The following is a 26,229-nucleotide window of genomic DNA, read 5'->3' as shown; positions in this document are numbered from 1 at the left end:
TGGAAGTCAGTGGGAGCCGTGCAGTGCGGCGGCGAGCCGGGTCAGGGTCTCGCGGAGCTGGTCGAGTTCAGCCGGCGAGAGCCCGGCAGCGTCGGCGAGACGCTGCGGGATGCCGGTGGCCCGGGCGCTGAGCGCGGTGCCGGCGTTGGTCAGGAAGACCTCGACCCGGCGCTCGTCCTCGGCGGACCGGCGCCGTTCCACGAGGCCCAGGGACTCGAGCCGCTTGAGCAGCGGGGAGAGTGTGCCGGAGTCGAGCCCGAGCTCCTCCCCCAGTTCGCGGACGCTGCGCGGCTCGTCTTCCCAGAGCACCAGCATGACGAGGTACTGCGGGTAGGTCAGGCCGAGCTCGTCGAGCATCGGCCGGTACGCCGCCGTGGCCGCCCGGGAGGCCGAGTACATGGCGAAGCACAGCTGCCGGTTCAGGCGGGGGGCATTGTCGCGCGGTGTCTCAGTCATATGAATACGATAGTACACAATTAGATTGTGCACAACTGAATGAACCGGCGGAAAGGCCGGCCGGGAGTGCCGGCCGGCTGCCGGTGTCCGGCTAGAGGTCGCGGAGGGTGCGCAGTGCGGCGGCGGTGAGGACCTGGATGCCCAGGCCCAGGGCGCGTTCGTCCAGGATGTAGTCACCGCGGTGCAGGTCATACTCCTCGCCGCCGGGGGTCTTGGTGCCCAGGCGCATCATGGCACCGGGGAGGTCCGCGAGGAACCAGGCGAAGTCCTCGCCGCCCATGGACTGCGGGGTCAGCACGACGGCACCCTCGCCGATCTCGGCGCGGGCCGCGGCTTCGATCAGCGCGGTCTCGTGTTCGGAGTTGACCACGGGAGGCACGCCGCGGGTGTGCTCCAGGTGGACGTCGACGCCGTACGGGGCGGCGATCTGCTGGATGACCTCGTCGAGGATCTCACCGGCGCTGTGCCAGGCGTCGCGGTCCAGGCAGCGCATAGTGCCCGCCATGTAGCCGCTGGCGGGGATCGCGTTGGGGGCGGATCCGGCGGAGATGTGGCCCCAGACGACGGACACGCCGCTGCGGACGTCAACCCGGCGGGACAGCACGGCCGGAACGTTGACCGCGATCTGCGCCAGGGCAAAGACGAGCTCTTCGGTCAGGTGCGGTCGTGAGGTGTGGCCGCCGCGGCCGGTCAGTTCGATCTTGATCGTGTCCGAGGCGGAGGTGATGGCGCCGATCCGGGTGCCGATCTTGCCCACCTCGATCCGGGGATCACAGTGCAGGGCGAAGATCCGCGGAACGCCGTCGAGGACGCCCTGCTCGATGCAGCTCTGGGCGCCGCCGGGCATGGTTTCCTCGGCAGGCTGGAAGATGATCCGGACGGTGCCGCGCAGCGGCGACTCCTCGTGCATCCGCTGCAGGACCAGCGCCGCGCCGAGCACGGTGGCGGTGTGGACGTCGTGGCCGCAGGCGTGCGTGACGCCGTGGTTCTTCGAGGCGAACGGCAGGCCCGTCTCCTCGATGATCGGGAGGGCGTCGATGTCACCGCGCAGAGCGGTGGCGATCGGACCGTCGCCGATGTCCACCGTCAGGCCGGTCCCCTCGAGGCGTCGGGGTTTGAGTCCCGCATCCTCGAGGCGCTGTGCGAGCCTGTCCGTGGTGCGGAACTCCTTGAAGGACAGTTCCGGGTGCGCATGCAAGTCCCGGCGGAACGCAATCAGCTCCGGCAGCAGGGGCTCGAGCCACGGCCCCACCAATGTGGTGGGCTCAGCTTCAGTAGAGTAGTTACGCACGCAATAACTCTAGCGAGCGCACAAAAAATAGCGGCATCGCGTACGGCGCGTTACGGATCGGCAAACATTTCCGGCCGCCCCGGCAAGGGGCGAAAGACCCGGAAAACGCCGCGAGCTAGAGAACGTCGGTGTCGCCGCTGGCCTTGAGCGCGTCGACAGCCTGCTTCACGCGCTGCGAGTGCTCCTTGTGCATCACGAGCAACGCGTCAGGGGTGTCCACCACCACAACGTCCTTGATCCCGATCAGCGCGATCACGCGCTTGGTATCGGAGACCACCACACCGCTCGCGTCCTCGGTGAAGACGCGGGCGCCCTCACCGATCACGGTGACGTCCTTGACTTCCTTGGCGCTGTTCAGCCGGCCCACCGAGGCGAAGTCCCCGACGTCGTCCCACCGGAAAGTACCGGGAACGACGGCGACGTCGCCGGCGGCGGCGGCCGGTTCGGCCACGGCATAGTCAATGGCGATCTTGGGCAGGGTGGGCCAGACGCGGGCCTGGACCTCGTCGCGCTGCGGGGTGTCCCAGGCCTTGGCGATTTCCTGCACGCCGGCGAAGAGCTCGGGCTGGTTGGCTTCGAGGTGCTTGAGCATCAGCGAGACCGGAGCCACGAACATCCCGGCGTTCCAGAGATATTCGCCACTGTCGAGGTACTCCTGGGCGACCTCTTCGCTGGGCTTCTCCACAAATTCGACGACGGCCTGGGCGCTGTCGGCCCCGGCCACGCCAAGGTTCTTCCCGGCCCGGATGTACCCGAAACCGGTGGAAGGGTGCGTGGGCTTGATGCCGATTGTGACGATCTTGCCGGCCGCGGCTGCGTGGATGGCTTCCCTGACGGCGTCATGGAAAAGCTCGTCCGGGCTGATCACCTGGTCTGCGGCGAAGGAGCCCATGATGGTGTCCGGATCGCGTTCGTGCAGGATGGCCGCGGCCAGACCGATGGCGGCGCCGGAGTCCTTGGGCTCGCTCTCCAGCACCAGGTCCGCGTCATCAATCTCCGGCAGCTGCCGGCACACCGCGTCACGGTGCGCCATACCGGTCACCACGAGCATGTGCTTGCCGGCCAGCGGCTCGAGCCGGTCGTACGTGGATCTCAGCAGGGTACTGCCCGATCCCGTGAGGTCGTGCAGGAACTTGGGGGCTGCTGCCCGCGACAGGGGCCAGAGGCGGGTCCCCACACCGCCTGCCGGAATCACCGCAATAAACCGGCTCAGGGCCGAGTCGTTGTGTGAGTCCTGGCTTGTCGCTTTGTCTGTAGTCATCACGGCTACTTTAGCCGAACGTCGTGCACGAGTCCCCGATGCTGGCACTGACACGGCGCGGAAGCGCCCTCCCGGGGTGCAGTCCCGATGCCGCGGCGGCACGCTCCTTCAGGGCAGGGAATGTGGCGTTCGTCTCAAAAGTGGACCAAATCCCCGCCGGGAGCCGTCACCAATGGGTGGCTGAATTGAATAAGCTGTTAGCGAAGCCTAGATTTAGGCTTGAGCTTACGAGTGCTCTCGCAGCAGGCGTTCCCCCCGCGTGGATCCCATGCCAGCGCCGCTGTGTTGCAGGGAGGTTTATTCAGTGCCGACAAAACCAGCTGGCACCTTGTACCGCGGCCGTGAAGGCATGTGGTCCTGGGTTGGACATCGCATTACCGGTGTAGTGATCTTTTTCTTCTTGTTGGTCCACGTCCTGGACACCTCATTGGTGCGTGTGTCCCCGGAGGCCTACACCGCCGTGATCGGTGCCTACAAGAACCCCCTGATGGCCCTGGGTGAAACGGGCCTTGTCGCAGCGATCGTGTTCCACGCCTTCAACGGCCTGCGGATCATCGCCGTCGACTTCTGGAAGAAGGGCGCGAAGTACCAGCGCCAGATGCTGTGGGCGGTGCTCATTCTCTGGGCAGTCGTCATGGTGGGCTTCTCCATCCGCCACCTTTCCCTCGCCCTTGGAGGTCACTAGCCATGAGTGCAACTCAGATTGAGAGCCCGCGCAGCCCCAAGGTGGGCAGCAACCGGATTGCGCCGCAGTACCGCCGCAACGGCAGTTCCAAGGGAAACTTCGAAATGCTCGCATGGCTCTTCATGCGGCTCTCGGGCGTCGTCCTGGTTGTCCTGATCTTCGGGCACCTGACCGTCAACCTGCTGGTGGGCGAAGGCATCCAGGCGATCGACTTCGGTTTTGTGGCCGGCAAATGGGCCGATCCGTTCTGGCAGATCTGGGACCTGGCCATGCTGTGGCTCGCCATGCTGCACGGCACCAACGGTGTGCGGACCATCATCAACGACTACGCCGAAAAGGACGCCACGCGTCTGTGGCTGAAGATCGTGCTGTACGCGGCCACCACCGCCATCATCATCCTGGGCACCCTGGTCATCTTCACCTTTGACCCGTGCCCCGTGGTGAACGGTGTCCAGCTGCCCGGTGGGTTCTGCCCCGCGCCGTAGCAGCGCAGCCCAGCGGTAACCGATCCCTTGCCTGCCCGGTGCGGGCGAGGGATTTCCACGAGATTTCACCGTTCTGGCTCCGCCGGCCGGTGTTGTTAGCGAATTTTGAGAGAAAGAGCGTCTGGTATGCAGGTCCATAAGTACGACGTCGTCATCGTCGGTGCCGGTGGCGCCGGGATGCGCGCGGCGATCGAATCAGGTCAGCGCGCCCGAACAGCAGTACTGACCAAGCTGTACCCCACCCGCTCCCACACCGGCGCGGCGCAGGGCGGCATGTGCGCAGCCCTGGCCAACGTCGAGGAAGACAACTGGGAGTGGCACACCTTCGACACCATCAAGGGTGGCGACTACCTGGTTGACCAGGACGCCGCCGAGGTCATGGCGAAGGAAGCGATCGACGCCGTCCTGGACCTGGAAAAGATGGGCCTGCCGTTCAACCGCACGCCCGAGGGCCGGATTGACCAGCGCCGTTTCGGCGGCCACACCCGCGATCACGGCAAGGCTCCGGTCCGCCGCGCCTGCTACGCCGCCGACCGCACCGGCCACATGATCCTGCAGACCCTGTACCAAAACTGCGTCAAGCACAACGTTGAGTTCTACAACGAGTACTACGTCCTTGACTTGCTGACCGTTGAGGAAGACGCTGTCCGCGAGGACGGCACGCCCTACAAGCAGAAGCGCGTGGCCGGCGTCGTGTCCTACGACCTCGCCTCGGGCGAGCTGCACGTCTTCCAGGCCAAGTCCGTGGTATTCGCCACCGGCGGCGCCGGCAAGGTCTTCAAGACCACGTCCAACGCCCACACCCTCACCGGCGACGGCATGGGCATCGCGTTCCGCCGCGGCATCCCGCTGGAGGACATGGAGTTCTACCAGTTCCACCCGACAGGACTCGCCGGCCTGGGCATCCTCCTCTCCGAGGCCGCCCGCGGCGAAGGCGCGATCCTGCGCAACTCCGAGGGTGAGCGCTTTATGGAGCGCTACGCCCCGACCATCAAGGACCTCGCCCCCCGCGACATCGTGGCCCGCTCCATGGCCAACGAAGTCCGTGAGGGACGCGGCTGCGGCCCGAACAAGGACTACGTCCTGCTGGACCTGACGCACCTTGAGCCGGCGCACATCGACGCCAAGCTGCCGGACATCACCGAGTTCGCCCGCACCTACCTCGGGGTCGAGCCGTACACGGAGCCGGTACCGGTCTTCCCGACGGCGCACTACGCCATGGGCGGCATCCCCACCAACATCACCGCCGAGGTGCTCCAGGACAACGACACCGTTGTCCCGGGCCTCTACGCCGCCGGTGAGGTCGCCTGCGTCTCGGTGCACGGTTCCAACCGGCTGGGCACCAACTCGCTGCTGGACATCAACGTCTTCGGCAAGCGCGCCGGCATCGCCGCCGCGGAGTACGCCAAGACCGCAGACTTCGTGGAGCTCCCGGTTGACCCGGAGGCCTACACGCTGGACCTGCTGGACCACGTCCGCACCTCAGACGGCACCGAGAAGGTCGCTGCGATCCGCAAGGAACTGCAGGACACTATGGATGCCAACATGCAGGTGTTCCGCACCGCCGAGACCCTGAACCAGGTCCTGGCGGACATTGCGTCCTTCGAGGAGCGGTACCAGCGCATCAGCGTCCAGGACAAGGGCAAACGCTTCAACCTGGACCTCCTCGAGGCCGTGGAGCTGGGCTTCCTGCTGGAGCTCGCCAAGGTCATGACCGTGGCGGCCCTGCACCGCGAGGAATCCCGCGGCGGCCACTTCCGCGAGGACTTCCCCGAGCGCGACGACGAAAAATTCATGAAGCACTCCATGGCGTACAAGGATGACCACGCCCCTGCGGACGGTTCCGCGGAGGCAATTGCGGGCATCCGGCTTGCCACCAAACCGGTGGTCTTTACGCGCTACGAGCCGATGGTGAGGAAGTACTAAGATGACCGCTGAACTCGCTGAGCCAGCCTCCAAGATCGAACTGCCCGCCCACGTTGGCGGCGGCGGGGATATCCCCTCCTTCGACGTCCACCTGCGCGTGCGCCGCTACAACCCGGAGGTCTCCGACGAGTCCACCTGGGATGACTTCAACGTCACCATGTACGGCACCGACCGGGTCCTCGACGCCCTGCACAAGATCAAGTGGGAAATCGACGGCAGCGTCTCCTTCCGCCGTTCCTGTGCGCACGGTGTCTGCGGTTCCGATGCCATGCGCATCAACGGCCGCAACCGCCTCGCCTGCAAGACCCTGCTGAAGGATCTGGACACGTCCAAGCCCATCACGGTCGAGCCGATCAAGGGCCTCCCGGTGGAGAAGGACCTGATCGTGGACATGGAGCCGTTCTTCCAGTCCTTCCGCGAGGTCATGCCGTTCCTGATCAACCGCGGCCACGAGCCCACGAAGGAACGCCTGCAGTCCGCCGAGGACCGCGAGCGGTTCGACGACACCACCAAGTGCATCCTCTGCGCCGCGTGCACCTCGTCCTGCCCGGTGTTCTGGACCGACGGCCAGTACTTCGGCCCGGCGGCGATCGTCAACGCGCACCGCTTCATCTTCGATTCCCGTGATGACGCCGGTGACATGCGCCTGGAAATCCTCAACGACAAAGAAGGCGTGTGGCGCTGCCGCACCACCTTCAACTGCACCGAGGCATGCCCCCGCGGCATCCAGGTCACGCAGGCGATCGCCGAGGTCAAGCAGGCCATCCTGTCCCGCAAGATCTAGGACCCGGCCCGCCACAACCTGCAGAGCCAGAACCTGGCAAGTCAGCAGCAAAAGAAACACGACGACGGCGCCTCCCACCTGCCAGGTGGGGGCGCCGTCGTCGTAGCCCGCCAGCACGAAAGGTCCACGTGTCCCGCTCCGAGAAAGTCTCCTTCCAGGGTTCCACCGGCGAAATCCTCTCCGGCATCGTCGACGTCCCCGAGGGACCGGTGAAAGGCTGGGGCGTGTTCTCGCACGGCTTCACGCTGGGCAAGGACAGCCCCGCGGCCTCAAGGATCTGCAAGGCGCTGGCGGACAACGGAGTGGGCATGCTCCGCTTCGACAACCTTGGCCTCGGCGAATCGGCCGGCCTGTGGTCGGAGGGCTCCTTCAGCCACAAGGTGGCGGACACCGTGAAGGCCGCGGAATTCATGCGCCGGACCGGCCGGGCGGTCTCGCTGCTCGTGGGCCACTCCTTTGGCGGAGCCGCCGTCCTGGCGGCCGCGCGGGAGATCCCGGAGCTCGACGCCGTCGCCACCGTGGGCGCGCCGTTCTCCCCCAACCATGTGGCCCACGTCTTTGACGCCGCCCTGGACCGGATCCTCAGCGAGGGCAGCGCGGAAGTGGACCTGGGCGGCAAACGGGTGGAGATCCGCCGGCACTTCGTGGAGGACCTGGAGAACGCCGACCTGACGGACTGCATCCGGCGGCTCGGGAAGCCGCTCCTGGTGCTGCACTCCCCCACCGACAACACCGTCGGCATCGAGAATGCGAGCACCATCTTCCAGACCGCACGGCATCCGCGCAGCTTCGTCTCGCTCGAGGGCAGCGATCACTTGTTGACGGCCAAGGGCCAGGCGGCCCGCGCCGCGAAGATTATTTCAGCCTGGGCCGACCAGTACCTCGACGCCACCTCGTAGCCACGGCCGGGCGGGGGCTCTCCGCCGGCTCAACGGGGGTCTTGCCCGGCTGGACCCGGCGGGCGCCCCACCCCGTCTTTTTGCCGGCTGGGGCCAGACTGAGGTCCTGCTCCCGGATCGCCACCCACGAGGCGCACACCAGATAGACCTGGCTGACCAGGTTGAACCAGATCAGCAGGCCGATAATGATCGCGAAGGGCGCCAGGATGGGGTTCCTGCCCGCACTGGCCAGCAGTTGTGTGCTGAAGATCTGCAGCACGGTGGTGCCCACCGCGGCGAAGAGGGTCCCCTCCAGCAGTGCGCGCCGGGCCGGCTTCAGCCCCGCGGCCACCCGGAACATGATCACGGCGGTACCCCAACCGAGCAGCAGCGGAACCATGATTGTGACGGAGGTCGCCAGGGGCCCGGCCAGCAGCGGATCGAGGTTCAGCTGCGCGGCCACCCAGTCCGCCGCCGTACCGAACACCAGCGAGGCTCCGGCGCTGATCACCAGGGCCACCCCCAGCAGGAGCAGGGTGCCGACGTCGCGCAGTATTTGCAGGACCGGATTCATGCCGCGCGGGCCGAGTTGCATCATGCCCCGCACGCCGTCGCGGACGCCGCTGATCCAGCCCAGCGACGTGAACACCGTCACCGCGGCGGCGATCACGGCGGTCCAGCCCAAGCCGGAGGGGTCCAGCAGCGCGTACGGGTCAACCAGGCCCTCGCTGCCGTTGACCTGCAGGAGGCCGGGCGCGGTCATGGCCACGCTCCTGATGATTTGGTCCAGCAGCGCGGGTTGCCCGCTCAGGAATAGGCCAGCCAGGGAGAACCCGGTGGCCAACAGGCCCGTAATGGAGAAAAACATCCTGAACCCGATGCCGGCACTCATCAGCGGGCCGTGCTGGCGTCCGTAGTGCTGGAACACCCGCAGCGGCCGGAGCGTGTTGAGCCGGGCCAGCAGCCACGGCACCATCGCCAACAGCGACGCGATGCCCCCGCCGCCGGAGCGTCGAACCTTGCCCCAGTCGACCCTCTTCCGGATGACTTCCAGTTTCAGCCCGGCCAGATCGGTGGGAAGGGGCGGCTCAGCGGGCGCCCGCGGCACCGTCCTCGCCTCGGTCGTTGTCAGGTTCGGTCCCAAAGTCAAGCTCTTCCCGTAGCTGCCAGATGCCGTTGTCATCGTGCTCGTAAAGTCCCATGCTAGCCACCGGGAACGTGGCCCTGTAATCCTTGAGCGCCGTTTCGGCCTCGTCGAGACTCTCGGGGGCGACGTCGTGGGCGACCGTGACGTGCGGATGGTAGGCGAACGGCAGTTCCCGCTCCAGCGGTCCGGTCTGCAGCTGCTGGTGCAGGCTGACACAATCGCCGAAGCCGTCCTCAACGTTGAGGAAGACCACGGGAGACACGGGCCGGAAGGATCCGGTCCCGGCGATGGTCACGTTGAAGGGCTCCTGCTTGCTCGCCACGTCACGCACATGGTTGCGCGTCGCTTCCCAGTCCTGGGTCGTGGTGGTGGTCACCAGCGTGATGTGGGCAGGGATGACGCCCGCCATGGGGTCTCCGAAGGACGCCCGCCAGCGCTGGAGCTCCTCGGCGATTTCCGCCGGGAACCCCAGGATCACGCCGATACTGATGCCTTCGCTGCGCTGTCCATTGCCCTCGGCGTCCTGGAACTCTGGAGCCGCGCTGCTGCTGCCGCCGGCACGCATGGAGGTGCGTGCCGGCTCGTTAGCGGTGACTTTGCTGACGGAGGACATTGCGCTAGCGGACTCCCTGGGTTCCGGCGTAGGGCAGGAACCCCACCTTGGCGTAGACGTCGCGCAGGGTGACGGAGGCGATTTCGCGGGCCTTGTCGGCGCCGAGCGCCAGCAGCCGGTCGAGTTCCGCGGGGTCATCCAGCAGTTCGTTGGCCCGGTCCCGGATGGGGGTCAGACGCTCCGCCACGACCTCGGCGAGGTCGACCTTGAGGTGGCCGTACATTTTGCCCTGGTAGGCGGCGACGAGGGCCTCCACGCTTTGCCCGGTGATCGCCGAGTAGATGGTCAGGAGGTTGGAGACCCCGGGCTTGGCCTCGCGGTCGAAGCGGATCTCCGTCTCGGCGTCGGTCACGGCGGATTTGATCCGCTTGGCGATGACCTTGGGATCATCCAGGAGGTTGATCAGCCCCGCCGGTGATTCCGCAGACTTGGACATCTTGGCGGTGGGGTTCTGCAGATCGTAGATTTTCGCCGATTCCTTCTGGATGAAGGGCGCCGGAACGTTGAAGGTCTCTCCGAAGCGGGAGTTGAAGCGCTGGGCCAGGTCGCGGCTGAGCTCCACGTGCTGCCGCTGGTCCTCTCCCACGGGCACACCGTGCGGCTGGTAGAGGAGGATGTCCGCGGCCTGCAGGACCGGGTAGGTGAACAGGCCCACGCTGGCCTGGTCCGAGCCGTGCCGTGAGGCCTTGTCCTTGAACTGGGTCATCCGGGAGGCCTCGCCGAAGCCGGTGATGCAGTTCAGGACCCAGGCGAGCTGGGCGTGCTCGGGCACCTGGGACTGGACGAAGAGGGTGCACTTGTCCACGTCCACGCCGCCGGCAATGTACTGCGCGGCCGTGACCCGGGTGCGGTGGGCCAGTTCGGCCGGGTCCTGCGGCACCGTGATCGCGTGCAGGTCCGGGATGAAGAAGATGGCGTCAAATTCATCCTGCATCCGGACCCAGTTCACCAGGGCGCCGAGGTAGTTGCCCAGGTGCAGGGAGTCCGCCGAGGGCTGCATGCCGGAGAGGATGCGCTGCCTGACCCCCAGGGGTACAGCAGTGGTGGGGACGGCGGCGGTGGCGGTGGTGGTTTCGGCGGCGGCGCCGTTGACCGGGGTCACAGTGGAGGGAGAAGTCATGCGTGGGAGCCTTAAGACTAGAGCCGGTAGTCCACTACCAGCGGGGCGTGGTCGGAGAAGCGTGTATCCCAGGACGGTGCCCGGTCGACGACGGCTGACACTGCGGCAGCAGCGAGAGCGGGCGTGGCCATGTGATAGTCAATGCGCCAGCCGGTGTCGTTGTCGAAGGCCTGTCCCCGTTGCGACCACCAAGTGTAGGGGCCGTCGACGTTACCCGCCAGGCCCCTGTGAACATCCTTCCAGCCGATATCCTCGCCGAAGAACCGGTCGAAGTACGCCCGTTCCTCCGGCAGGAAGCCGGCACGTTTGACGTTGCCCTTCCAGTTCTTGATATCCAGTTCCGTGTGGCCGACGTTGAGGTCGCCCACCACGAGGGCGTGGTCGCTGTGTTTGCCCAGCTCGGGAAGCCGGTTGAGCATCACGTCGAGGAACCGGAACTTGTCGTCCTGCTTCGGGGTGCCCGCCTCGCCGGAGTGCACATAGGCGCTGGCGACGGTCAGCTGCGAGGCCTCCCCCTCCGCGTTGCGGACAATGTAGTCGGCTTCGACCCAGCGGCCAGCGGTGGCGAAGTAATCGTCCCCGATGCCCACGCGGGTCTTCAGGGGTTCGGTCCGGGAGGCGATGGCGACGCCTGCGCGGCCCTTGGCTTCGGCTTCGGCGTGCAGGATGTACCAGCCCTCGCCGAGCAGGTCGTGGACGATCGCGTCAGGCGCGCGGACTTCCTGCAGGCAGAGGATGTCCACTTCGCGGGGCTCAAGCCATTCCGCCATGCCGTTCCTGTAGGCGGCACGGAGGCCATTGACGTTGACTGATGCGATGCGAAGGTTGTCCTTCTTCAATGCCGAACTCACCCGATCCACTCTAGTCGACAATGGTTCCGGCGACAGGTTCGTCGGTGCCGGAGGACTTGATCATGTCCCGGGCGTTGGTGGCGGTGATCTCGATGGTCTCTAGTGCCCGACGGATCGTGTCCTGGTCCGAGGCGGCGCCCTTCGCCCGTTCCTGCTCGACGACGCGGACCTGCACCTGCACAATCTTGAACGAGTGGTCCAGTTTCAGGTCCCGGACCTCGTCGGATTCGCGGCGGGCCTGCACGAGGCGGGTGCCGCCGTGGTCAACACTGCCCGACGACGGCGCCCGGCCGGCGGCCGCGTTGAAGGCGTTCTGCGCTTCGGTGAGCTTGGCGCCGGCCTTCTTGGCTGCCTTCTGGATGCTGAAGACCACGAAGGAGGCCAGGGCGAGCCAGAAGCCGGCGATGATCGCCACGAGCCAGCCGACGACGTCGTTCTGGTTCGCAGCAAAGATGACCGCGACGACGAAGGCGATGATAAACACCATCATCCCGGGTCCGCTGATGCGGAACATGGAGAACTTGCCTGCGGCGCTGTTCGGGGACGGCTTGGAAGACGCGGGGTTGCCCAGAGATTGCATGAGCCCATTATCGCAAACCCTCGCGCCGCCCCGGGCACCTTCCACCCGGGGCGAACGGAGGACGCTCGGAGCGGACCTCGGTTTCATGAACTATTTGAGGAACAGCCGGCGCAGCCGGCCGGTGGTGAGCAGCACGCCGAAGGCGATCATCACGAGGTAGTAGCCGATGTGCACCGCCGTCGCCGGGGTGAAAACGCCCACGCTGATCTGCCGGAGCAATTCCACGCCGTGCCACAGCGGCATGGCCTGGATGAGCCACTGGATGTACTGCGGGTAGACGCTGAGCGGGTAGAAGGTGGCACTGAACAGGAACATCGGCAGCATCACGAAGTTGATCCAGTCCATCTGCTGGAACGTCTTCATAAAACTCGTGATGCCCATGCCGAAACTCGCGAAGCCGAAGGCGATAAGTACCGCGGCCGGGATCATCAGGATGGCCCACGGCGTCGTGATCAGCCCCATCACACCCATCACGGCGGTGAACCCCGTGGCGTACATCAGCCCGCGCAGCAGGGCCAGGAAAATCTCCCCCATGGCGACGTCGAGCGGGCCCAGGGAGGTGTAGAGCATGCCCTGGTATAGCTTGGCGAAGTTCATCTTGAAGAAGACGTTCCAGGTGGAGTCGTAGACCGCGCCGTTCATCGCGGACACGGCCAGCAGCGCCGGGGCGATGTAGGCGGCGTAGGAGATCTCCCCGCCGCCGGGCCCCTGCACCGAGCCGACGATCGCGCCCAGGCCGACGCCCATCGAGATCAGGTACAGCACGGGTTCGAAGAAGCCGGAGAGCATGACCATCCAGTTACTGCTCTTGGTGGCCATCAGCCCGCGGGCTACGACGGCGCGGACGTTGCGCGAGTACAACGGCCCGAACTTCCGGTTGCGGGCGGCCTCGGTGGCGCTGTGGCTGGTGGTTACGGCGCTCATCCGGCCATCCTTTTGATGAACTGGCGTTTGGCCAGGACCCAGCCCACCACCGTGAGGACCAGAAGGAAGACGAGGTGTGCGATGGTCAGCAGCGGGGGCTCCTGGTAGCCGTAGCTGAAGACCCGGCCCAGCTCGGTGCCGTGCCAGATCGGTGAGATCCAGCCGATCCAGCGCACGGCGAGGGGCAGGGTGTCCAGCGGGAAGAAGGTGCCGGAAAACAGGAACAGCGGCATCACGATGAAGCGCATCACCATGGCGAACTGGCCCTTGTCCTCCTTGATCGAGGCGGCGTAGGCCATCAGCGGCAGCCCGAAGGACAGCCCGGCGAGGGTGGCGACCAGAATCGATACCCAGCCCCAGCCGCTCGGCGACGCCCCGAACAGCGCCACCACACCGAAGTAGATGGCGGACTGCAGCGCGAAGCGCACCGTGACGGCGATGATCTGCCCGAGGGCGATCTGCTCCGGGGTCAGCGGCGAGGCGTGCGGCCCGTAGTAGACCCGGCGCCATTTGAAACCGTCCATCACCGGGAAGGTGAATTCGTTCGCCGCCGTCATGACCGCGGCCGAGATCAACAGCGCCGGTGCGATGAAGGTCAGGTAGCTGACCCCGCCGAAGCCGGCCTCGCTGTTGGTGTCGACCAGGGTGGCCAGTCCCACGCCCATCGCGAAGAGGTACGCGACGGGCTGCCCCACGCCGTACATCACGATGGTCCAGCCGTAGCTCTTCATCACCCGGAGGACGTGTTCGGCGAAGTAGAGGGAACCCCAGCGCCGTGCCCGGGCGGCCGAGACCTCCGGCGAATGCGCGCGCAGGACGGGAGAGGCCGGGGCGCCCGGGGCCGCGCCGGCCGCGGCCCCGGTAGCGGCCGCCGGCTCCGGCAGCCCGGCTTTCCTAGTCAACGAGGCTCCTGCCGGTCAGGCGCAGGAAGACGTCCTCGAGCGAGGACCGGCGCACCAGCGAGGTCACCGGGCGCAGTCCGCGGGCGGAGACCTCTTCGAGGGCGGCCTCGCCGTCGTGGGCGTAGATCAGGACGCGGTCCGGCAGGGTTTCCAGCCGTTCGCCGATGCCTTCGAGTTCGGCGCCGACCGTGGCGTTGCGTTCCGAGCCGAAGCGCAGCTCCAGGACCTCCCGGGTGGAGTACTCGCGGATCAGGCTGGCGGGCGAGCCCTCGGCCATGATCTTGCCCTTGTCCACCACGATCAGGCGGTCGCAGAGCTGCTCGGCCTCGTCCATGTAGTGGGTGGTGAGGATCAGGGTGACGCCCTGCTCCTTGAGCCGGAACAGCCGGTCCCAGAGGATGTGCCGGGCCTGCGGGTCCAGCCCGGTGGTGGGTTCGTCCAGGAGCAGGAGCCGGGGTTCATTGATGAGGGACCGCGCGATCGTGAGGCGGCGCTTCATGCCGCCGGAGAGCGCGTCGACCTTGGATTTGGCCTTGTCCGTAAGCTGCGCGAACTCCAGCAGCTCATCGGCTTTGGGCCTGAGGTAGCTCATGGGCAGGCCGAAGTAGCGCCCGTAAACCAATAGGTTGTCGCGGACCTTGAGTTCCTCGTCAAGGTTGTCCTGCTGCGGGACAACGCCCAGGTGCGCGCGGACCTCCGGCCCGTTCTGGTCGGGGTCCAAGCCCATGATGCTCAGGCTTCCGGAGGTCCGCTGCGACACCCCGCCGATCATCTTCATGGTGGTGGACTTCCCGGCGCCGTTGGGGCCCAGCAGGCCAAAGGCCTCACCGGCGGGCACGGAGAAGGAGATGCCGTCGACGGCGGCGACGTCGCCGTAACGTTTCGTGAGGTTTTCGGCCGTGATCACGTACTGCGGCGGGCCGGGTTCGGAGGGGCTGCTCAATGGGGCGTCCTTTTGGGAGGCTTCCTTGGCTGAGGATTCTCTTGAGACTAGTTCAGGCACCCGAATCACGGTAGTGGATACCGCCGAACTATGAAAGAGTCTTTTCGTAAAAAATCCAGACGTTTGCCGTTCCGTGATGTCCGGGGCTTAAACGGCTCGGGGCGCCACCTCCGGGAAGGAGGGGCGCCCCGGGCGCGGGCGGGACTCAGGCAGTGCCGGGACTCAGGCGGCGCCGGAGGGGCCCGCCTCTGCCAGGTGGCGTTCGGCGGTTTCGACCACATTGGCCAGCAGCATGGCGCGGGTCATCGGGCCCACTCCGCCGGGGTTCGGCGAGAGCCAGGCGGCGACATCGGCCGCGGCGGGGTCCACGTCCCCGGTGACCACCGCCTTACCCGAGCCGTCATCGACGCGGCTGACGCCGACGTCGAGCACGATGGCGCCCGGCTTGAGGTCCTCCGCCTTGATCATGTGCGGCTGGCCGGCCGCGGCAATCACGACGTCGGCCTGCCGGAGTTCGGCGGGCAGGTCGACCGTGCCGGTGTGCGCCAGGATGACCGTGGCGTTGACGTCCTTGCGGGTCAGCAGCAGTCCCACTGGGCGGCCGATGGTGACGCCGCGGCCCACCACCAGGACGCGCTTGCCGTTGAGGTTGATGCCGTGCCGGGTGAGCAGCTCCACGCAGCCCTTGGGGGTACACGGCAGCGGGGATTTCATCGGGCCGCTGACGTTGGCCACGAGCCGGCCGAGGTTCATCGGGTGCAGGCCGTCGGCGTCCTTCTCGGGGTCCATGGCCTCCAGGATGACGTCCTGGTCGATGTGCTTGGGCAGCGGGAGCTGGACGATGTAGCCGGTGCATTCCGGGTTGTCGTTGAGCTCCCGGACCACGGCCAGCAACTCCTCCTGGGTGGTCTCCTCCGGCAGGTCGCGGCGGATGGACGTGATGCCCACCTCGGCGCAGTCCTTGTGTTTGCCGCCGACGTACCAGGTGCTGCCCGGGTCGGAACCGACCAGGATGGTGCCCAGGCCCGGGACGATCCCGCGGGTCTTCAGCGCGGCCACGCGTTCGGTCAGTTCGGCCTTGATCGTGGCGGCGGTGGCCTTGCCGTCGAGGATCCGCGCGGTTTCAGCCGTTTGTGCGGTTTCAGCAGAAGTCATGGCCTACCACTGCTCGTGCTGCGGGTACAGCGGGAAGTCGGCGGCGAGCTTGTCCACGCGGGACTGGAGCGCCTCGATGTTGGTGGCGGAACCCGCCTTCAGCGCGGTCGCGATGATCTCGGCGACCTCGGTGAACTCCTCGGCGCCGAAGCCACGGGTGGCCAGGGCCGGGGTGCCGATGCGCAGGCCTGAGGTGACCATCGGCGGGCGCGGGTCGAACGGCACGGCGTTGCGGTTGACCGTGATACCGACCGAGTGCAGGAGGTCCTCGGCCTGCTGGCCGTCGAGCTGGGAGTTGCGCAGGTCCACCAGGACCAGGTGCACATCGGTGCCGCCGGTCAGGACGGAGACGCCGGCGTCGGACACGTCGGACTGGTTGAGGCGGTCGGCGATGATCCGGGCGCCCTCGATGACGCGTTCCTGGCGCTCCTTGAATTCTTCCGTGCCGGCGATCTTGAACGCGACGGCCTTGGCGGCGATCACGTGCATGAGCGGTCCGCCTTGCTGGCCCGGGAAGACGTTGGAGTTGATCTTCTTGGCCCACTCCTGCTTGGCCAGGATCACGCCGGAGCGGGGGCCGGCGAGGGTCTTGTGCACGGTGGAGGTGACGACGTCGGAGTGCGGCACCGGGCTCGGGTGCAGTCCGGCGGCAACGAGGCCGGCGAAGTGCGCCATGTCGGTCCAGAGCAGGGCGCCGACCTCGTCGGCGATCGAGCGGAAGGCCGCGAAGTCGAGGTGGCGCGGGTAGGCGGACCAGCCGGCGATGATGACCTTGGGCTTCTCGGCGATGGCCTGCGCGCGGAGCTTGTCCATGTCGATGCGGAAGTTGTCTTCCTCGACCTGGTACGCGGCGACGTCATAGAGCTTGCCGGAGAAGTTGAGCTTCATGCCGTGGGTCAGGTGGCCGCCGTGGGCCAGGGACAGGCCCAGGATCTTGTCCCCCGGAGTGATCATCGCGGAGAGCGCCGCGGCGTTGGCCTGGGCGCCGGAGTGCGGCTGGACGTTGGCGTATTCGGCGCCGAAGAGCTCCCTGACCCGGTCGATCGCGAGCTGTTCGGCGATGTCGACGTACTCGCAGCCGCCGTAGTAGCGGCGGCCGGGGTAACCCTCGGCGTACTTGTTGGTCAGGACCGAGCCCTGGGCTTCCATCACAGCGCGCGGGGCGAAGTTCTCGGAGGCGATCATTTCCAGGGTGCCGCGCTGGCGGCCCAGTTCCTGGGCGAGGACGGCGGCAATTTCGGGGTCAAGGTCGGCCAGCGGCTGGTTGCTCACGGCGGCTGAAGAAAGGCTAAGAGAGGTGGTCACGGGGGAACTCCTGGCTAGGCAACGGGCACTGCTTAAGGTCAGGTTACCGGCTGGCCCGCGGCGGCGCCCCAAGATTACGGCCCCGGGATGCGGGGACGTGCCAGGGGGCCGGCACCCGCAGTGGGCGCCGATGCGGGCCGGCAGCGGGGTGCTGCCAACCGGAAAAACATGACCCTCGGCCCAGGCGTACGATCCGTGGTCTTCGTGAGTGCCGCTCCCTGGTGGTTAGCCACCCAACGCCAGTTGCGACCGTTCCAGACTACCCCAGACCGGCGGCCCGGACCCAGCCCCTGGTTGACCGCGGGTAGGCTTGTCTTCCGTGACTGACGACCAGCTGACTGCTTCCTATATCCTGACCCTCTCCTGCCCGGACCGCCCCGGAATCGTGCACGCCGTCGCGGGCGCCCTGCTCGTCGCGGGCTGCAATATTACGGATTCGCAGCAGTACGGCAGCCAGAGCACCGGCACCTTCTTTATGCGCGTCGAGGCCACGACGGCCTCCTCCCAGCTGGAGCTCCAGGCCGCCCTGGAGCCCGTCGCCCAGGCCTTCGGCATGCAGTGGAGCCTCAACCCGGCCGGCCGGAAGGTCCGCACCCTGTTGATGGCCAGCACATCCGCGCACTGCCTCAATGACCTGCTGTTCCTGCAGCGCTCCGGCACCCTGCCGATCGAGATCCCGGCCATCGTGTCCAACCACCGGGACCTGGCGGGGCTGGCCGAGTTCTACGGCATCCCCTTCCACCACATCCCGGTCACCCCGGACACGAAGGTCCAAGCGGAGGACCAGCTGCGGGCGCTGATGGCCGAACACGACATCGAGCTCACGGTCCTGGCCCGCTACATGCAGATCATCTCCGACGAACTCTGCCAGCAGCTGACCGGCAAGGCCATCAACATCCACCATTCCTTCCTGCCGTCCTTCAAGGGCGCCAAGCCCTACCACCAGGCGCACGCCCGGGGCGTGAAGCTCATCGGCGCCACCGCGCACTACGTGACGGCTGCCCTGGACGAGGGGCCGATCATCGAGCAGGAAGTCATCCGGGTGGACCACCGGCGCACGGCCGAGCAGTTCGTCCAGATGGGCCGCGATGTGGAGGGCCGCACGCTGGCCCAGGCCGTGCAGTGGCATGCCGAGCACCGGGTCCTGCTCGACGGGAACCGGACGGTTGTTTTCAACTGAGCCCGGTTGTTTTCAGCTGACGGCGGTCATTGAATAGGGGTATGGCACTTTCCCCGGAAGATCCGCTGACCGAGTTCGTGGCCCTGCTCAAGGCCGAGGGGCGCGAGGGCGTCCTGGGCCTGGACTGCGGCCAGGGCGCGGACGGGCTGCGCTTTGTCCAGTCCGGCATCCATTTCACCGGCGTCGACCCGTCGGAGGAGCACATCCACTCGGCGCGCGCCCGGGGCCTGGAAGCCTCGGTCGCGGCGGCCGGCTCGCTGCCTTTTGCCGACTCGGTGTTCCCGTCCGTGTGGGCGGTGGACGCCCTCGCGGGACTGCCCCCGGAGGAATGGGACGACGTCGTCCGGGAACTGGGGCGGGTGGCGGCGCCCGGCGCGCCGATCGCCGTCGTCCTCCCGGAACAGGGCCTCCCGGAACAGGGCACCGGCTTCACCGTGCTCCGCTCCCCCGCCTGAAAACACCCGTTGACCTATCAGTTGTGGTTGTTCCCAGCGCTGAGAGTGACCACAACTGAAAGGTCAACGGCTCAGGGGCGGCGCACACTGCGCATGTAGCCGCCCAGGAAACCTCCAACAATCAGCACGACGCCGCCCAGCCGGGCCAGCCGCACGCCCAGCCTGTGACGTCCGCGGGCACGCGCAGCCCAGGAGGCCAGGAAGATCAGCGTCGCCGTGCCGTTCGCCGCGGCATGGACGACGCCGACGCGTCGGGTGGCGCGGTCCGCCTGGGCCCATTCGGCCCAGCCGGTGATTCCCGTGGGGCCGGCCGCGACGACGCCGAGGGCCACCAGCCGGGCGGCTGCCCGCCGGGTTCCCTCGTCGGGGAAGAGGTCCAGGAAGATCGCCATGAACCAGGCCCCGAACGGCACGTCGGTGGCGACGGCATGCGGGATGCTGCCGGTGGCGTCACCCCGGAAAAAGCTGCGCAGCCTGGGGTTGGCCACCAGCCGGCCCGCGAGAGGCTCCGCCGCCCGGACGGCCGGATCGAGGCGGTCCGACTCCTCCAGCCGCCGCATCACTCGTCGGAATCTCCCGTTTTCCGTCACCACGGACCACCTCCCGGACAGCGCCTTTGATGGCCCCGATCCTACTCAGCCCCGGCCCCGGTTCAACCCCCGTTGCGCTATCACTTGTGGTGGTTCTCAGCCCTGAAAACCTCAACAAGTGATAGCGCAACGGGTTGGGGGTGTGTCCTAGGCTGGAGGCATGGCTCCCATTTACGCTTTCGCCGGGGACACCCCGGCCGTCCACGCATCCGCCTTCATCGCACCGAGCGCCTCGGTGATCGGCAAGGCCACGCTCGCCGAGAACTCCAGCGCCTTCTACGGCGTCTCCGTCCGGGCCGACACCGCCGCGATCAGCGTGGGCGCCGGCAGCAACCTGCAGGACAACGTGGTGCTGCACGCGGACCCGGGCTTCCCCTGCACGGTCGGCGCCCGGGTCAGCGTCGGCCACAGCGCCGTCGTACACGGCTGCACGGTCGAGGACGACTGCCTGATCGGTATGAGCGCCACCATCCTCAACGGAGCGGTGATCGGCGCCGGCTCGCTCGTGGCCGCCGGCGCCGTGGTGCTGGAAGGCACCGTGGTCCCGCCCCGCTCGCTGGTCGCCGGGGTGCCGGCCAAGGTCCGCCGCGAACTTACCGACGAGGAGTTCGCGGGCGTGCAGCAGAACGCGGCGCACTACCAGGAGTCGGCCCGGGCGCACCGCGACCTGCACGGCTAAGCACGCCGGGAGACTCAGTCCAGCGAGATCGGGCCCAGTTCGTCCAGCACATCGCCCGGGCCCGGGTTCCCGGCGGCCGATGACCCGCCCAGGTGGTTGACGACGCCCCACACCGCGTTCAGTCCGGTGGTCACGGCGCCCTCGGCCCACCCGGCGGTGAAGGAGACGTCGTCGCCGGCCAGGAAGATCCCGCGCTGCCCCTCCGGGAGGGTGTCCTGCTTGAAGTGGCTGAAGAGGCGCTGCTGGTAGCGGTAGTGCCCCGGCAGGTTGGCTTTGAAGGCCCCCATGAAGTTGGGGTCCGCTTCCCACGAGACGGTGATGGGCTGACCGACGATGTGGCCGGCGATGTCCACGCCCGGGTAGATCTGCGCGAGCGAGTGCAGCATGAGCTCGACCCGCTGGTCCGCGTCCAGCGCCAGCCATTTGAGCGCGTCGTCGTTCCAGGTGTAGGAGAGCAGGATCACCGCAGGCTGGTCGGGTCCGTTGTCCAGCAGGTAGGTGGCCCGGTTCAGCCGGTCCGTCAGCGTCATGGACATGACCTCGCGTCCGGTAGCGGGATCGATGTCCTTCCAGAAGGGCCGGTCGACCATCACGAAGGTCTTGGACGACTGCATGTAGTGCGAGCGTTCGATCGCGGTCCACAGTTCTGCCGGGAACAGGGTTTCCTCGGTGTGGATCCGCGTCGAGAGCAGCCATGACTGGCAGGTGGTGATGACGGCTGGGTAGGCCGCCTCGCGGCCCCACCGTTCCCGGAGGCGGAAGTCGCCGCTGCCGTCCCGGGCGATCCGGTCCACGGCGCCCCGCGGGGCGCCGGCGTGCAGCGATGCCAGCGAGGTTCCCTCGGGCCAGTGGACCATGCCCGACGGCGCGTGCTGCCAGAGCGCTTCGGGGAGCCGTTGCGCTCCGCCGGCAATGAGCCGGTGCGCGTCGTCGGCGTCGGTGTAGACGACGCGCAGGATTTCCAGGATGGAGTTGGGGAAGTCCGTGTCCCAGCCGCCCGTGCCGAAGCCCACCTGTCCGAACGCTTCGCGGTGGGCGAATCCGGCCTGCTTGAAGGAGTCGCTGCCGGCGATGAAACCGTAGAAGGTCTGCTCATCCAGCAGGGGCAGCAGCGCGTTCCACAGCTCCTTGATCCGGGCGGTGTCCCGGGCGCGGATGGCGTCCTGCATCTCGGCGAACTTGGCGCCGTCGTTGACGGCCGCCTTCCAGGCCTCCGCGACTTCCCGGAAGAACGGCGGGAGGTCCGCCGGGGTGCGGGCGTAGTGCTTCTGCCCGGCGAGCTCGATCACCGTGCTGGAGGTCGCCGCCGCCAGCGGGTTGGGGAACTCCTGGGTTTCCAGTCCGAGCAGCTCGACGTAATGGTAGAAGGCCTTGCCCGAGACCGGGAAGCGCATCCCGCCGAGGTCGGCGACGACGCCGGCGGCCGAGGGGAAGGCCGCGGTCCGCAGCCGTCCGCCGATCTGGTCCGCTTCGTAGAGGACCGGGCGCAGGCCCAGTTTCATCAGCTCATAGGCCGCCACCAGCCCGGAGAGCCCCGCGCCGACGACGGCCACTTCGGTCCCGTGGAGCCCGGCCGGGATGGCGCCCAGGCCGTCCGGATGCGCGAGGTAGTGGTCGTAGCTGAACGGAAAGTCGGGGTTCAGCATGGTGATGGGAGGCTGGTCGCCGGAGCCCGGCGCTGCCGGTCCGGGGGCCGGGAGTTCTGTGGCGGTTGTCATGAGTGGTGTGCTTTCATCGGTTCGGGCGTGGTTGTGGAGTCGGACGGCGCCGCGGCGGATAGTTCACGGTATTCCTCGTGGCTGAGTGCCGCCACCCGGGAGTGCCTGCGGCCGTAGCCGAAGTAGACGGCCAGGCCCACCAGCATCCACAGCCCAAAGACCACCCAGGTGTCGGCGCCCAGGTTGAGCATGAGGTAGCCGCACATGGCGGCGCCGAGGATGGGGGTCAGCGGAAACAGCGGGACGCGGAAGCTGCGCGTGAGCTCGGGCCGGTGGCGCCGCAGGTGGATGACGGCGACGTTGACCAGGGCGAAGGCGAAGAGCGTGCCGATGCTGGTCGCGTCCGCCAGCGCTCCGAGCGGGACGAGGCCCGCAGTGAGGGCGACGGCGGAGCCCACAATCAGGGTTCCGGCAACCGGGGTGCCGGTGCGGGGCGAAACGCGGCCGAAGACCCTCGGCACCATGCCGTCCCGTGCCATCGACAGCAGGATGCGGGTCTGTCCGTAGAGGACCGTCAGCACGATGCTGGCGATGGCCAGCACGGCCCCGACGGCGAACACCAGCGCAATCCAGGGCTGCCCGGTGGTCTCTTCCAGGATCTTCACGAGGGCGGCTTCGGTGCCGTCGAACCAGCCCCAGGGCCGGGCGCCGATCGCGGCGACCGCGACGAGGATGTAGATGGTGGTGACGATCACCATCGAGAGCAGGATGGCCCGGGGCAGGTCGCGCTTCGGATTGCGGGCCTCCTCGCCGGCCGTGGAGGCTGCGTCGAACCCGATGTAGGAGAAGAACACCCGGGATGCGGCGGCGGAGACGCCGGCGGCGCCCATCGGCATCAGCGGTTCGAAGTGTGCGGCAGTAAAGGCGGTGAAGGCCACGGCGCAGAAGAACACCAGGATGCCCACCTTGACCACCACAATGGCCGTGTTGATCCAGGCGCTTTCCTTGGCGCCGCGGACCAGCAGCGCCGTGGCCAGGACAACGATCACGATCGCCGGCGCGTTGAGCACTCCGCCGTCTCCGGGCGGCTGCGAGATGGCGTCCGGCAGCGCCAGGCCGAAAACGGCGAGGGCTTCGTTGACGTATTGGCCGGCCCCGACCGCGACGGCGGCCACGGAGACGGCGTATTCCAGCACCAGGCACCAGCCGCAGATCCAGGCCATGCCTTCGCCCATGGTCGCGTACGTGTAGGAGTAGCTCGATCCGGCTGCGGGCACCATCCCGGCCATCTCGGCATAGGAGACGGCAGAGAGCAGCGCGGCGAGTCCGGCGATTGCGAAGGCGATCCAGATGGCCGGACCGGCCAGCGGCACGGATTCGCCCAGGATCACCAGGATGCCGGTGCCGAGGGTGGCGCCGACGCTGATCATCGTCAGCTGCAGCACACCGAAGCTGCGGACCAGCCGCGTGCCGCCGTGGCCGGTTTCGGCTTCGCTGACGAGCTGTCCGATCGGCTTGCGGCGAAGCAGCTGCGCGGTCAGTCCGGGACGGCCCGTGGTGGCCGGTGGCCGTTCTCCAATAAGAGTTGGCGCAGTCATCGTTGACGTCCTTATCTTCAGTAGTGGTCTTTTTTCCCCGCATCCAGCCTAGGCTTGTGAGCCAGCTCTCACGGTTGTGCAAAATGACCTATAGTCTTCAGCCATGAGACTTAATGCACCGACGCCCGCGGCCTTTGACCCCCGTGGCAGCCGTGGCTGCTGACGACGGCGAGCGGCTGGGCTTCGTCACCCTGGCGCAGTTCCTGCGCCAGCTGCCGCCGGAGTTGGTGGTGCTGCACGACGGCGGCAACGGAGCGGAGCGGCTGCGCTGGGTGGAGCCGAGCGAGCTGGAGGATCCCACCCCGTACCTGCTCGACGGCGAGTTCCTGCTCACCGCCGGCCTCCCGTTCCTGGGCGGGGGCGGCGCAGAGGAACCCGCGGATGCCTACGTGCAGCGCCTGGTCCGAGCGCGCGTCTCCGCCCTGGGCTTTGGCCTGGAACCGTACTTCGACGCAGTGCCCGATACCGTGGTGCAGGCCTGCCGGCGGCACAACCTGACCCTCGTGGCTGTCCCGAAGACCGTTCCCTTCGCCGCCGTCGGCCTGGAATTCTCGCAACTGCTGGAATCGGACAACGCCACGACGTTCCGGCAGCTCGCGGACACTAACCGGCAGCTCATGCGGGCCGTGCTGTCGGCGCGGCCGGAACACGAGCTCCTAGCCGCCCTCGTGCAGCGGGTTCCGGTCTGGGCGGTCCTCGTGGGCGCCGACGGGCGGGTGCGAGCCCGTGGAACCGCCGGCGCAGCGGGGGCCACCTCTCCGCCGGGCGTGGACGCGGCAGCGCTGCAGCCCCTGCTGGCGAGGCTGCTCTCCGGCAGCGGCCCGCGCGTGGAGCTGGACTCCTTCGGCACGGCAGGTTCGGCGCTGGTCTTCGGGTATCCATTGCGCAGCACCCGGGACGCCAACCTGGGTGCCCTGGTCCTCGGCACCGACGCCCCGCTGACCCCGGCCCAGAACAGCGTCGTCTCCACCGCCGTCGGGCTGCTGGAACTGCTGGTGCGCCAGCGCACCAGCGGCTCGCTGGCCCCCAGCCAGCTGGCCACCGCGCTGCTGCTGCATCCGGACAGCCTGGTCTCGGGAGGCACCCGCCACCTCAACGGACTCAAGGACCTGCTGGCGCAGAGCGTCTCCTCCACCCGGTCCGGGCAGCTGCGTGTGGTCCTGGGCATCCGCCCGGAGGCGGCCGGGACTCCCGCCGCCCCGGCGGGCACCGCCGTACCTGTGGGAACCGCCGCCCGTGGCCGCGCCGGCCACTCCGGCGACAGTCCCGTGCGGGAGCTGCTGGAGTGGCGGCGGATGTTTGATACCAAGCTGGTGGAGATCACCGCCGACGGCTTTGCCGCCATCACCCGGCTGAAGGTCGACGACGCCCTGCTGGCCGGTGTGGAACGGCTCGGCTGGCGGCTCGTGATCGGGAGCGCCACCGAGCTCTCCGGCTTGGGAGAGTCCTACCAGCGGGCCTGGTCCCTGCGCGGCCGCGTCACGACCACCGGACGCAGCGTCCGGGTTGATGACGTGACGTGGTCCGTGGCCGGACTGCTCGGCAAGGAGGCCGGCGGCATGCTGGCCGCCCGGCTGCTGGCCCCCGTGCTGGCGCTGGCCCCGGAACGGCGGGACGCCCTGCTCGGCATCCTCCGCGCCTGGCTCGGCGAGAACGGCAGCTGGGATGCCACGGCCAAAACCACCGGCCTGCACCGCAACAGCGTGCGCCGGCAGATCGGCATGCTCGCAGAGCTGCTGGAGCTGGACCTCAACCAGGCGCAGGCGCGGGCGGAGCTATGGATTGCCCTGCAGTACACGGACGAGCTGCCCGGGATGCCGGCGGAGGCGGCCGCCCCGGAATCCGGTACCGGTCAGCTGCCCCAGGAGCGGTAGATCTCCGGCCGAAGATCATCCAGGTAGGCTACATCCGGCCCGGCCTGGTCCGGCTCCGGCAGCTCGGCGTACAGCAGCTCGGCGCCGGTTCCGGCCGCGGCCAGGAGCCCGCCATCCGGGGCCGCGATGACGCTGCCGCCCAGGAAGTCGCAGCCGTCCTCGGTCCCGGAGTGGTTGGCGTAGGCCACCGTCAGATGGTTCTCCAGTGCCCGCGCCCTGACCAGCACCTGCGGCACGGCGTCGAATCCCTCCGCGAGGGCCGTCGGCACCAGCAGCAGTTCGGCGCCGCGCACCGCCGCGGCACGGACAGCCTCAGGAAACTCCACGTCGTAGCAGATCACCAGTGAGGTCCTGACCCCGTGGAAGTCCACGACGCCGGGGCTGGCCGCGGCCGGGACGAAGGCCTGCCGCTCCTCCGGGCCGAACAGGTGGACCTTGGCGTAGCTGAGGAGCTCGTCCCCGTTCTCATCGACGAGGGTGGCCGTGATCTGCCATTCCCCCGCAGCGGTGACGGCGGGGAGGCTGTAGACCAGCGCAATGCCGTTCCGGCGGGCAATTTCCGCCAGGGCGCGCCGGAGGGCGGGCAGCGCCGCCGGGTCCAGCTCCGCCCGCAGCCGCAGCGGCGCGTACCCCACCGGGAAAAGCTCCGGGGTGAGGACCAGCCGGGCGCCGGCTGCGGCGGCCTGGCCGGCGGCGGCATCCACCGCAGCGCAATTGGCGTCAATGTCCAGCACGGCGGCGTTCGCCTGCATCAGGGCCAGTAGCACCATTACCACCTCAGCGTCCCGGGGTCCGCCCTTGGCGGCGGACTCTCGCTCCTCCAGCGTAGCGACGCGGCAGCGTCGCCGTCGCGGTGCATTTCCGCCCGGCTGCAGCGGGAGCAGGACAG

At 67.9% G+C, this 26,229-nt stretch carries 26 protein-coding genes and 1 riboswitch; of the genes, 9 read left to right on the top strand and 17 right to left on the bottom strand.

The features are described from left to right. Positions 1-6: 6 nt before the first annotated feature. The 3 genes from AC50YC_RS13550 to AC50YC_RS13540 all read right to left on the bottom strand — a co-directional run bounded on the left by AC50YC_RS13550 (position 7) and on the right by AC50YC_RS13540 (position 3,008). A complete protein-coding gene (locus AC50YC_RS13550; protein WP_494954026.1) occupies positions 7-456 on the bottom strand; it encodes a MarR family winged helix-turn-helix transcriptional regulator in 450 nt (149 codons plus the stop codon). A gap of 91 nt (positions 457-547) precedes the next feature. Continuing rightward, positions 548-1,747, bottom strand: coding sequence for an amidohydrolase (locus tag AC50YC_RS13545; RefSeq protein WP_494954025.1), 1,200 nt, complete (start codon positions 1,745-1,747; stop codon positions 548-550). A 115-nt stretch (positions 1,748-1,862) separates the two neighbouring features. Beyond that, positions 1,863-3,008: a mannose-1-phosphate guanylyltransferase gene (locus AC50YC_RS13540; RefSeq protein ID WP_494954024.1), complete on the bottom strand. Its 1,146-nt coding sequence runs from the start codon at positions 3,006-3,008 to the stop codon at positions 1,863-1,865. Between the two features lie 304 nt (positions 3,009-3,312). Here AC50YC_RS13540 and sdhC point away from each other — a divergent pair, with 304 nt between their 5' ends. The 5 genes from sdhC to AC50YC_RS13515 all read left to right on the top strand — a co-directional run bounded on the left by sdhC (position 3,313) and on the right by AC50YC_RS13515 (position 7,787). Next, complete coding sequence (gene sdhC / locus AC50YC_RS13535) at positions 3,313-3,693, top strand: succinate dehydrogenase, cytochrome b556 subunit (protein WP_144674233.1); 381 nt, start codon at positions 3,313-3,315, stop codon at positions 3,691-3,693. A gap of 2 nt (positions 3,694-3,695) precedes the next feature. Beyond that, positions 3,696-4,178, top strand: a complete 483-nt coding sequence (locus AC50YC_RS13530; RefSeq protein WP_494954023.1) for a succinate dehydrogenase hydrophobic membrane anchor subunit — start codon at positions 3,696-3,698, stop codon at positions 4,176-4,178. 126 nt (positions 4,179-4,304) lie between these two features. After that, positions 4,305-6,104, top strand: a complete 1,800-nt coding sequence (gene sdhA / locus AC50YC_RS13525; RefSeq protein WP_494954022.1) for a succinate dehydrogenase flavoprotein subunit — start codon at positions 4,305-4,307, stop codon at positions 6,102-6,104. Position 6,105: 1 nt separating this feature from the next. After that, positions 6,106-6,888, top strand: coding sequence for a succinate dehydrogenase iron-sulfur subunit (locus AC50YC_RS13520; RefSeq protein ID WP_354173299.1), 783 nt, complete (start codon positions 6,106-6,108; stop codon positions 6,886-6,888). Positions 6,889-7,016: 128 nt separating this feature from the next. Further along, positions 7,017-7,787, top strand: a complete 771-nt coding sequence (locus AC50YC_RS13515; RefSeq protein WP_494954021.1) for an alpha/beta hydrolase family protein — start codon at positions 7,017-7,019, stop codon at positions 7,785-7,787. Here the strand turns inward: AC50YC_RS13515 and AC50YC_RS13510 are convergent. From AC50YC_RS13510 to glyA, 10 genes are all read right to left on the bottom strand, one after another. Beyond that, positions 7,744-8,742: a YihY/virulence factor BrkB family protein gene (locus tag AC50YC_RS13510; RefSeq protein WP_494954148.1), complete on the bottom strand. Its 999-nt coding sequence runs from the start codon at positions 8,740-8,742 to the stop codon at positions 7,744-7,746. The two genes, AC50YC_RS13515 and AC50YC_RS13510, sit on opposite strands and share 44 nt — an antisense overlap. Positions 8,743-8,854: 112 nt before the next feature. Next, positions 8,855-9,526, bottom strand: coding sequence for a 2'-5' RNA ligase family protein (locus AC50YC_RS13505; RefSeq protein ID WP_494954020.1), 672 nt, complete (start codon positions 9,524-9,526; stop codon positions 8,855-8,857). Positions 9,527-9,530: 4 nt separating this feature from the next. Beyond that, positions 9,531-10,646 (bottom strand): tryptophan--tRNA ligase, encoded by a 1,116-nt coding sequence (gene trpS, locus AC50YC_RS13500; protein ID WP_494954019.1) that lies wholly within the window; start codon positions 10,644-10,646, stop codon positions 9,531-9,533. A gap of 17 nt (positions 10,647-10,663) precedes the next feature. Beyond that, on the bottom strand, positions 10,664-11,497 hold the full coding sequence (locus tag AC50YC_RS13495; RefSeq protein ID WP_494954018.1) for an exodeoxyribonuclease III: 834 nt from the start codon (positions 11,495-11,497) through the stop codon (positions 10,664-10,666). Positions 11,498-11,507: 10 nt separating this feature from the next. Then, on the bottom strand, positions 11,508-12,077 hold the full coding sequence (locus AC50YC_RS13490; protein ID WP_494954017.1) for a hypothetical protein: 570 nt from the start codon (positions 12,075-12,077) through the stop codon (positions 11,508-11,510). 90 nt (positions 12,078-12,167) lie between these two features. Continuing rightward, entirely contained in the window at positions 12,168-13,001 is an 834-nt protein-coding gene (locus AC50YC_RS13485; RefSeq protein WP_494954016.1) for an ABC transporter permease, read from the bottom strand. Further along, positions 12,998-13,885, bottom strand: coding sequence for an ABC transporter permease (locus AC50YC_RS13480; protein WP_494954147.1), 888 nt, complete (start codon positions 13,883-13,885; stop codon positions 12,998-13,000). Before AC50YC_RS13480 ends, AC50YC_RS13485 begins: the two co-directional genes overlap by 4 nt. Positions 13,886-13,895: 10 nt before the next feature. After that, positions 13,896-14,846: an ABC transporter ATP-binding protein gene (locus AC50YC_RS13475; protein ID WP_494954015.1), complete on the bottom strand. Its 951-nt coding sequence runs from the start codon at positions 14,844-14,846 to the stop codon at positions 13,896-13,898. 222 nt (positions 14,847-15,068) lie between these two features. Next, positions 15,069-16,001 (bottom strand): bifunctional methylenetetrahydrofolate dehydrogenase/methenyltetrahydrofolate cyclohydrolase, encoded by a 933-nt coding sequence (locus tag AC50YC_RS13470; protein ID WP_494954014.1) that lies wholly within the window; start codon positions 15,999-16,001, stop codon positions 15,069-15,071. Between the two features lie 3 nt (positions 16,002-16,004). After that, positions 16,005-17,306, bottom strand: a complete 1,302-nt coding sequence (gene glyA, locus AC50YC_RS13465; protein WP_494954013.1) for a serine hydroxymethyltransferase — start codon at positions 17,304-17,306, stop codon at positions 16,005-16,007. Positions 17,307-17,477: 171 nt separating this feature from the next. After that, positions 17,478-17,563, bottom strand: a riboswitch (ZMP/ZTP riboswitch). Positions 17,564-17,625: 62 nt separating this feature from the next. Between glyA and purU the strand changes: the two genes are divergently transcribed. Together purU and AC50YC_RS13455 are read left to right on the top strand one after the other, a co-directional pair. Next, positions 17,626-18,486 (top strand): formyltetrahydrofolate deformylase, encoded by an 861-nt coding sequence (purU, locus tag AC50YC_RS13460; RefSeq protein WP_494954012.1) that lies wholly within the window; start codon positions 17,626-17,628, stop codon positions 18,484-18,486. A gap of 41 nt (positions 18,487-18,527) precedes the next feature. After that, a complete protein-coding gene (locus AC50YC_RS13455; protein ID WP_494954011.1) occupies positions 18,528-18,941 on the top strand; it encodes a class I SAM-dependent methyltransferase in 414 nt (137 codons plus the stop codon). Between the two features lie 71 nt (positions 18,942-19,012). On the opposite strand, the gene AC50YC_RS13450 is transcribed toward AC50YC_RS13455, so the two are convergent. Continuing rightward, positions 19,013-19,501, bottom strand: a complete 489-nt coding sequence (locus AC50YC_RS13450) for a DUF2231 domain-containing protein (protein ID WP_494954146.1) — start codon at positions 19,499-19,501, stop codon at positions 19,013-19,015. Between the two features lie 190 nt (positions 19,502-19,691). Here AC50YC_RS13450 and AC50YC_RS13445 point away from each other — a divergent pair, with 190 nt between their 5' ends. After that, positions 19,692-20,210, top strand: coding sequence for a gamma carbonic anhydrase family protein (locus tag AC50YC_RS13445; RefSeq protein WP_494954010.1), 519 nt, complete (start codon positions 19,692-19,694; stop codon positions 20,208-20,210). Positions 20,211-20,224: 14 nt separating this feature from the next. Here AC50YC_RS13445 and AC50YC_RS13440 read toward each other — a convergent pair whose 3' ends face one another. Next, entirely contained in the window at positions 20,225-21,928 is a 1,704-nt protein-coding gene (locus AC50YC_RS13440; RefSeq protein WP_494954009.1) for a flavin monoamine oxidase family protein, read from the bottom strand. Beyond that, positions 21,925-23,466, bottom strand: coding sequence for an amino acid permease (locus AC50YC_RS13435; RefSeq protein ID WP_494954008.1), 1,542 nt, complete (start codon positions 23,464-23,466; stop codon positions 21,925-21,927). Before AC50YC_RS13435 ends, AC50YC_RS13440 begins: the two co-directional genes overlap by 4 nt. A 113-nt stretch (positions 23,467-23,579) precedes the next feature. Between AC50YC_RS13435 and AC50YC_RS13430 the strand changes: the two genes are divergently transcribed. Then, positions 23,580-25,340: a PucR family transcriptional regulator gene (locus AC50YC_RS13430; RefSeq protein ID WP_494954007.1), complete on the top strand. Its 1,761-nt coding sequence runs from the start codon at positions 23,580-23,582 to the stop codon at positions 25,338-25,340. On the opposite strand, the gene AC50YC_RS13425 is transcribed toward AC50YC_RS13430, so the two are convergent. Then, positions 25,319-26,110, bottom strand: a complete 792-nt coding sequence (locus tag AC50YC_RS13425) for a nitrilase-related carbon-nitrogen hydrolase (RefSeq protein WP_494954006.1) — start codon at positions 26,108-26,110, stop codon at positions 25,319-25,321. The two genes, AC50YC_RS13430 and AC50YC_RS13425, sit on opposite strands and share 22 nt — an antisense overlap. Positions 26,111-26,229 lie beyond the last annotated feature (119 nt).

Source organism: Pseudarthrobacter sp. MDT1-56 (assembly GCF_059383555.1).
This window is presented reverse-complemented; position numbering and strand designations above follow the sequence as displayed.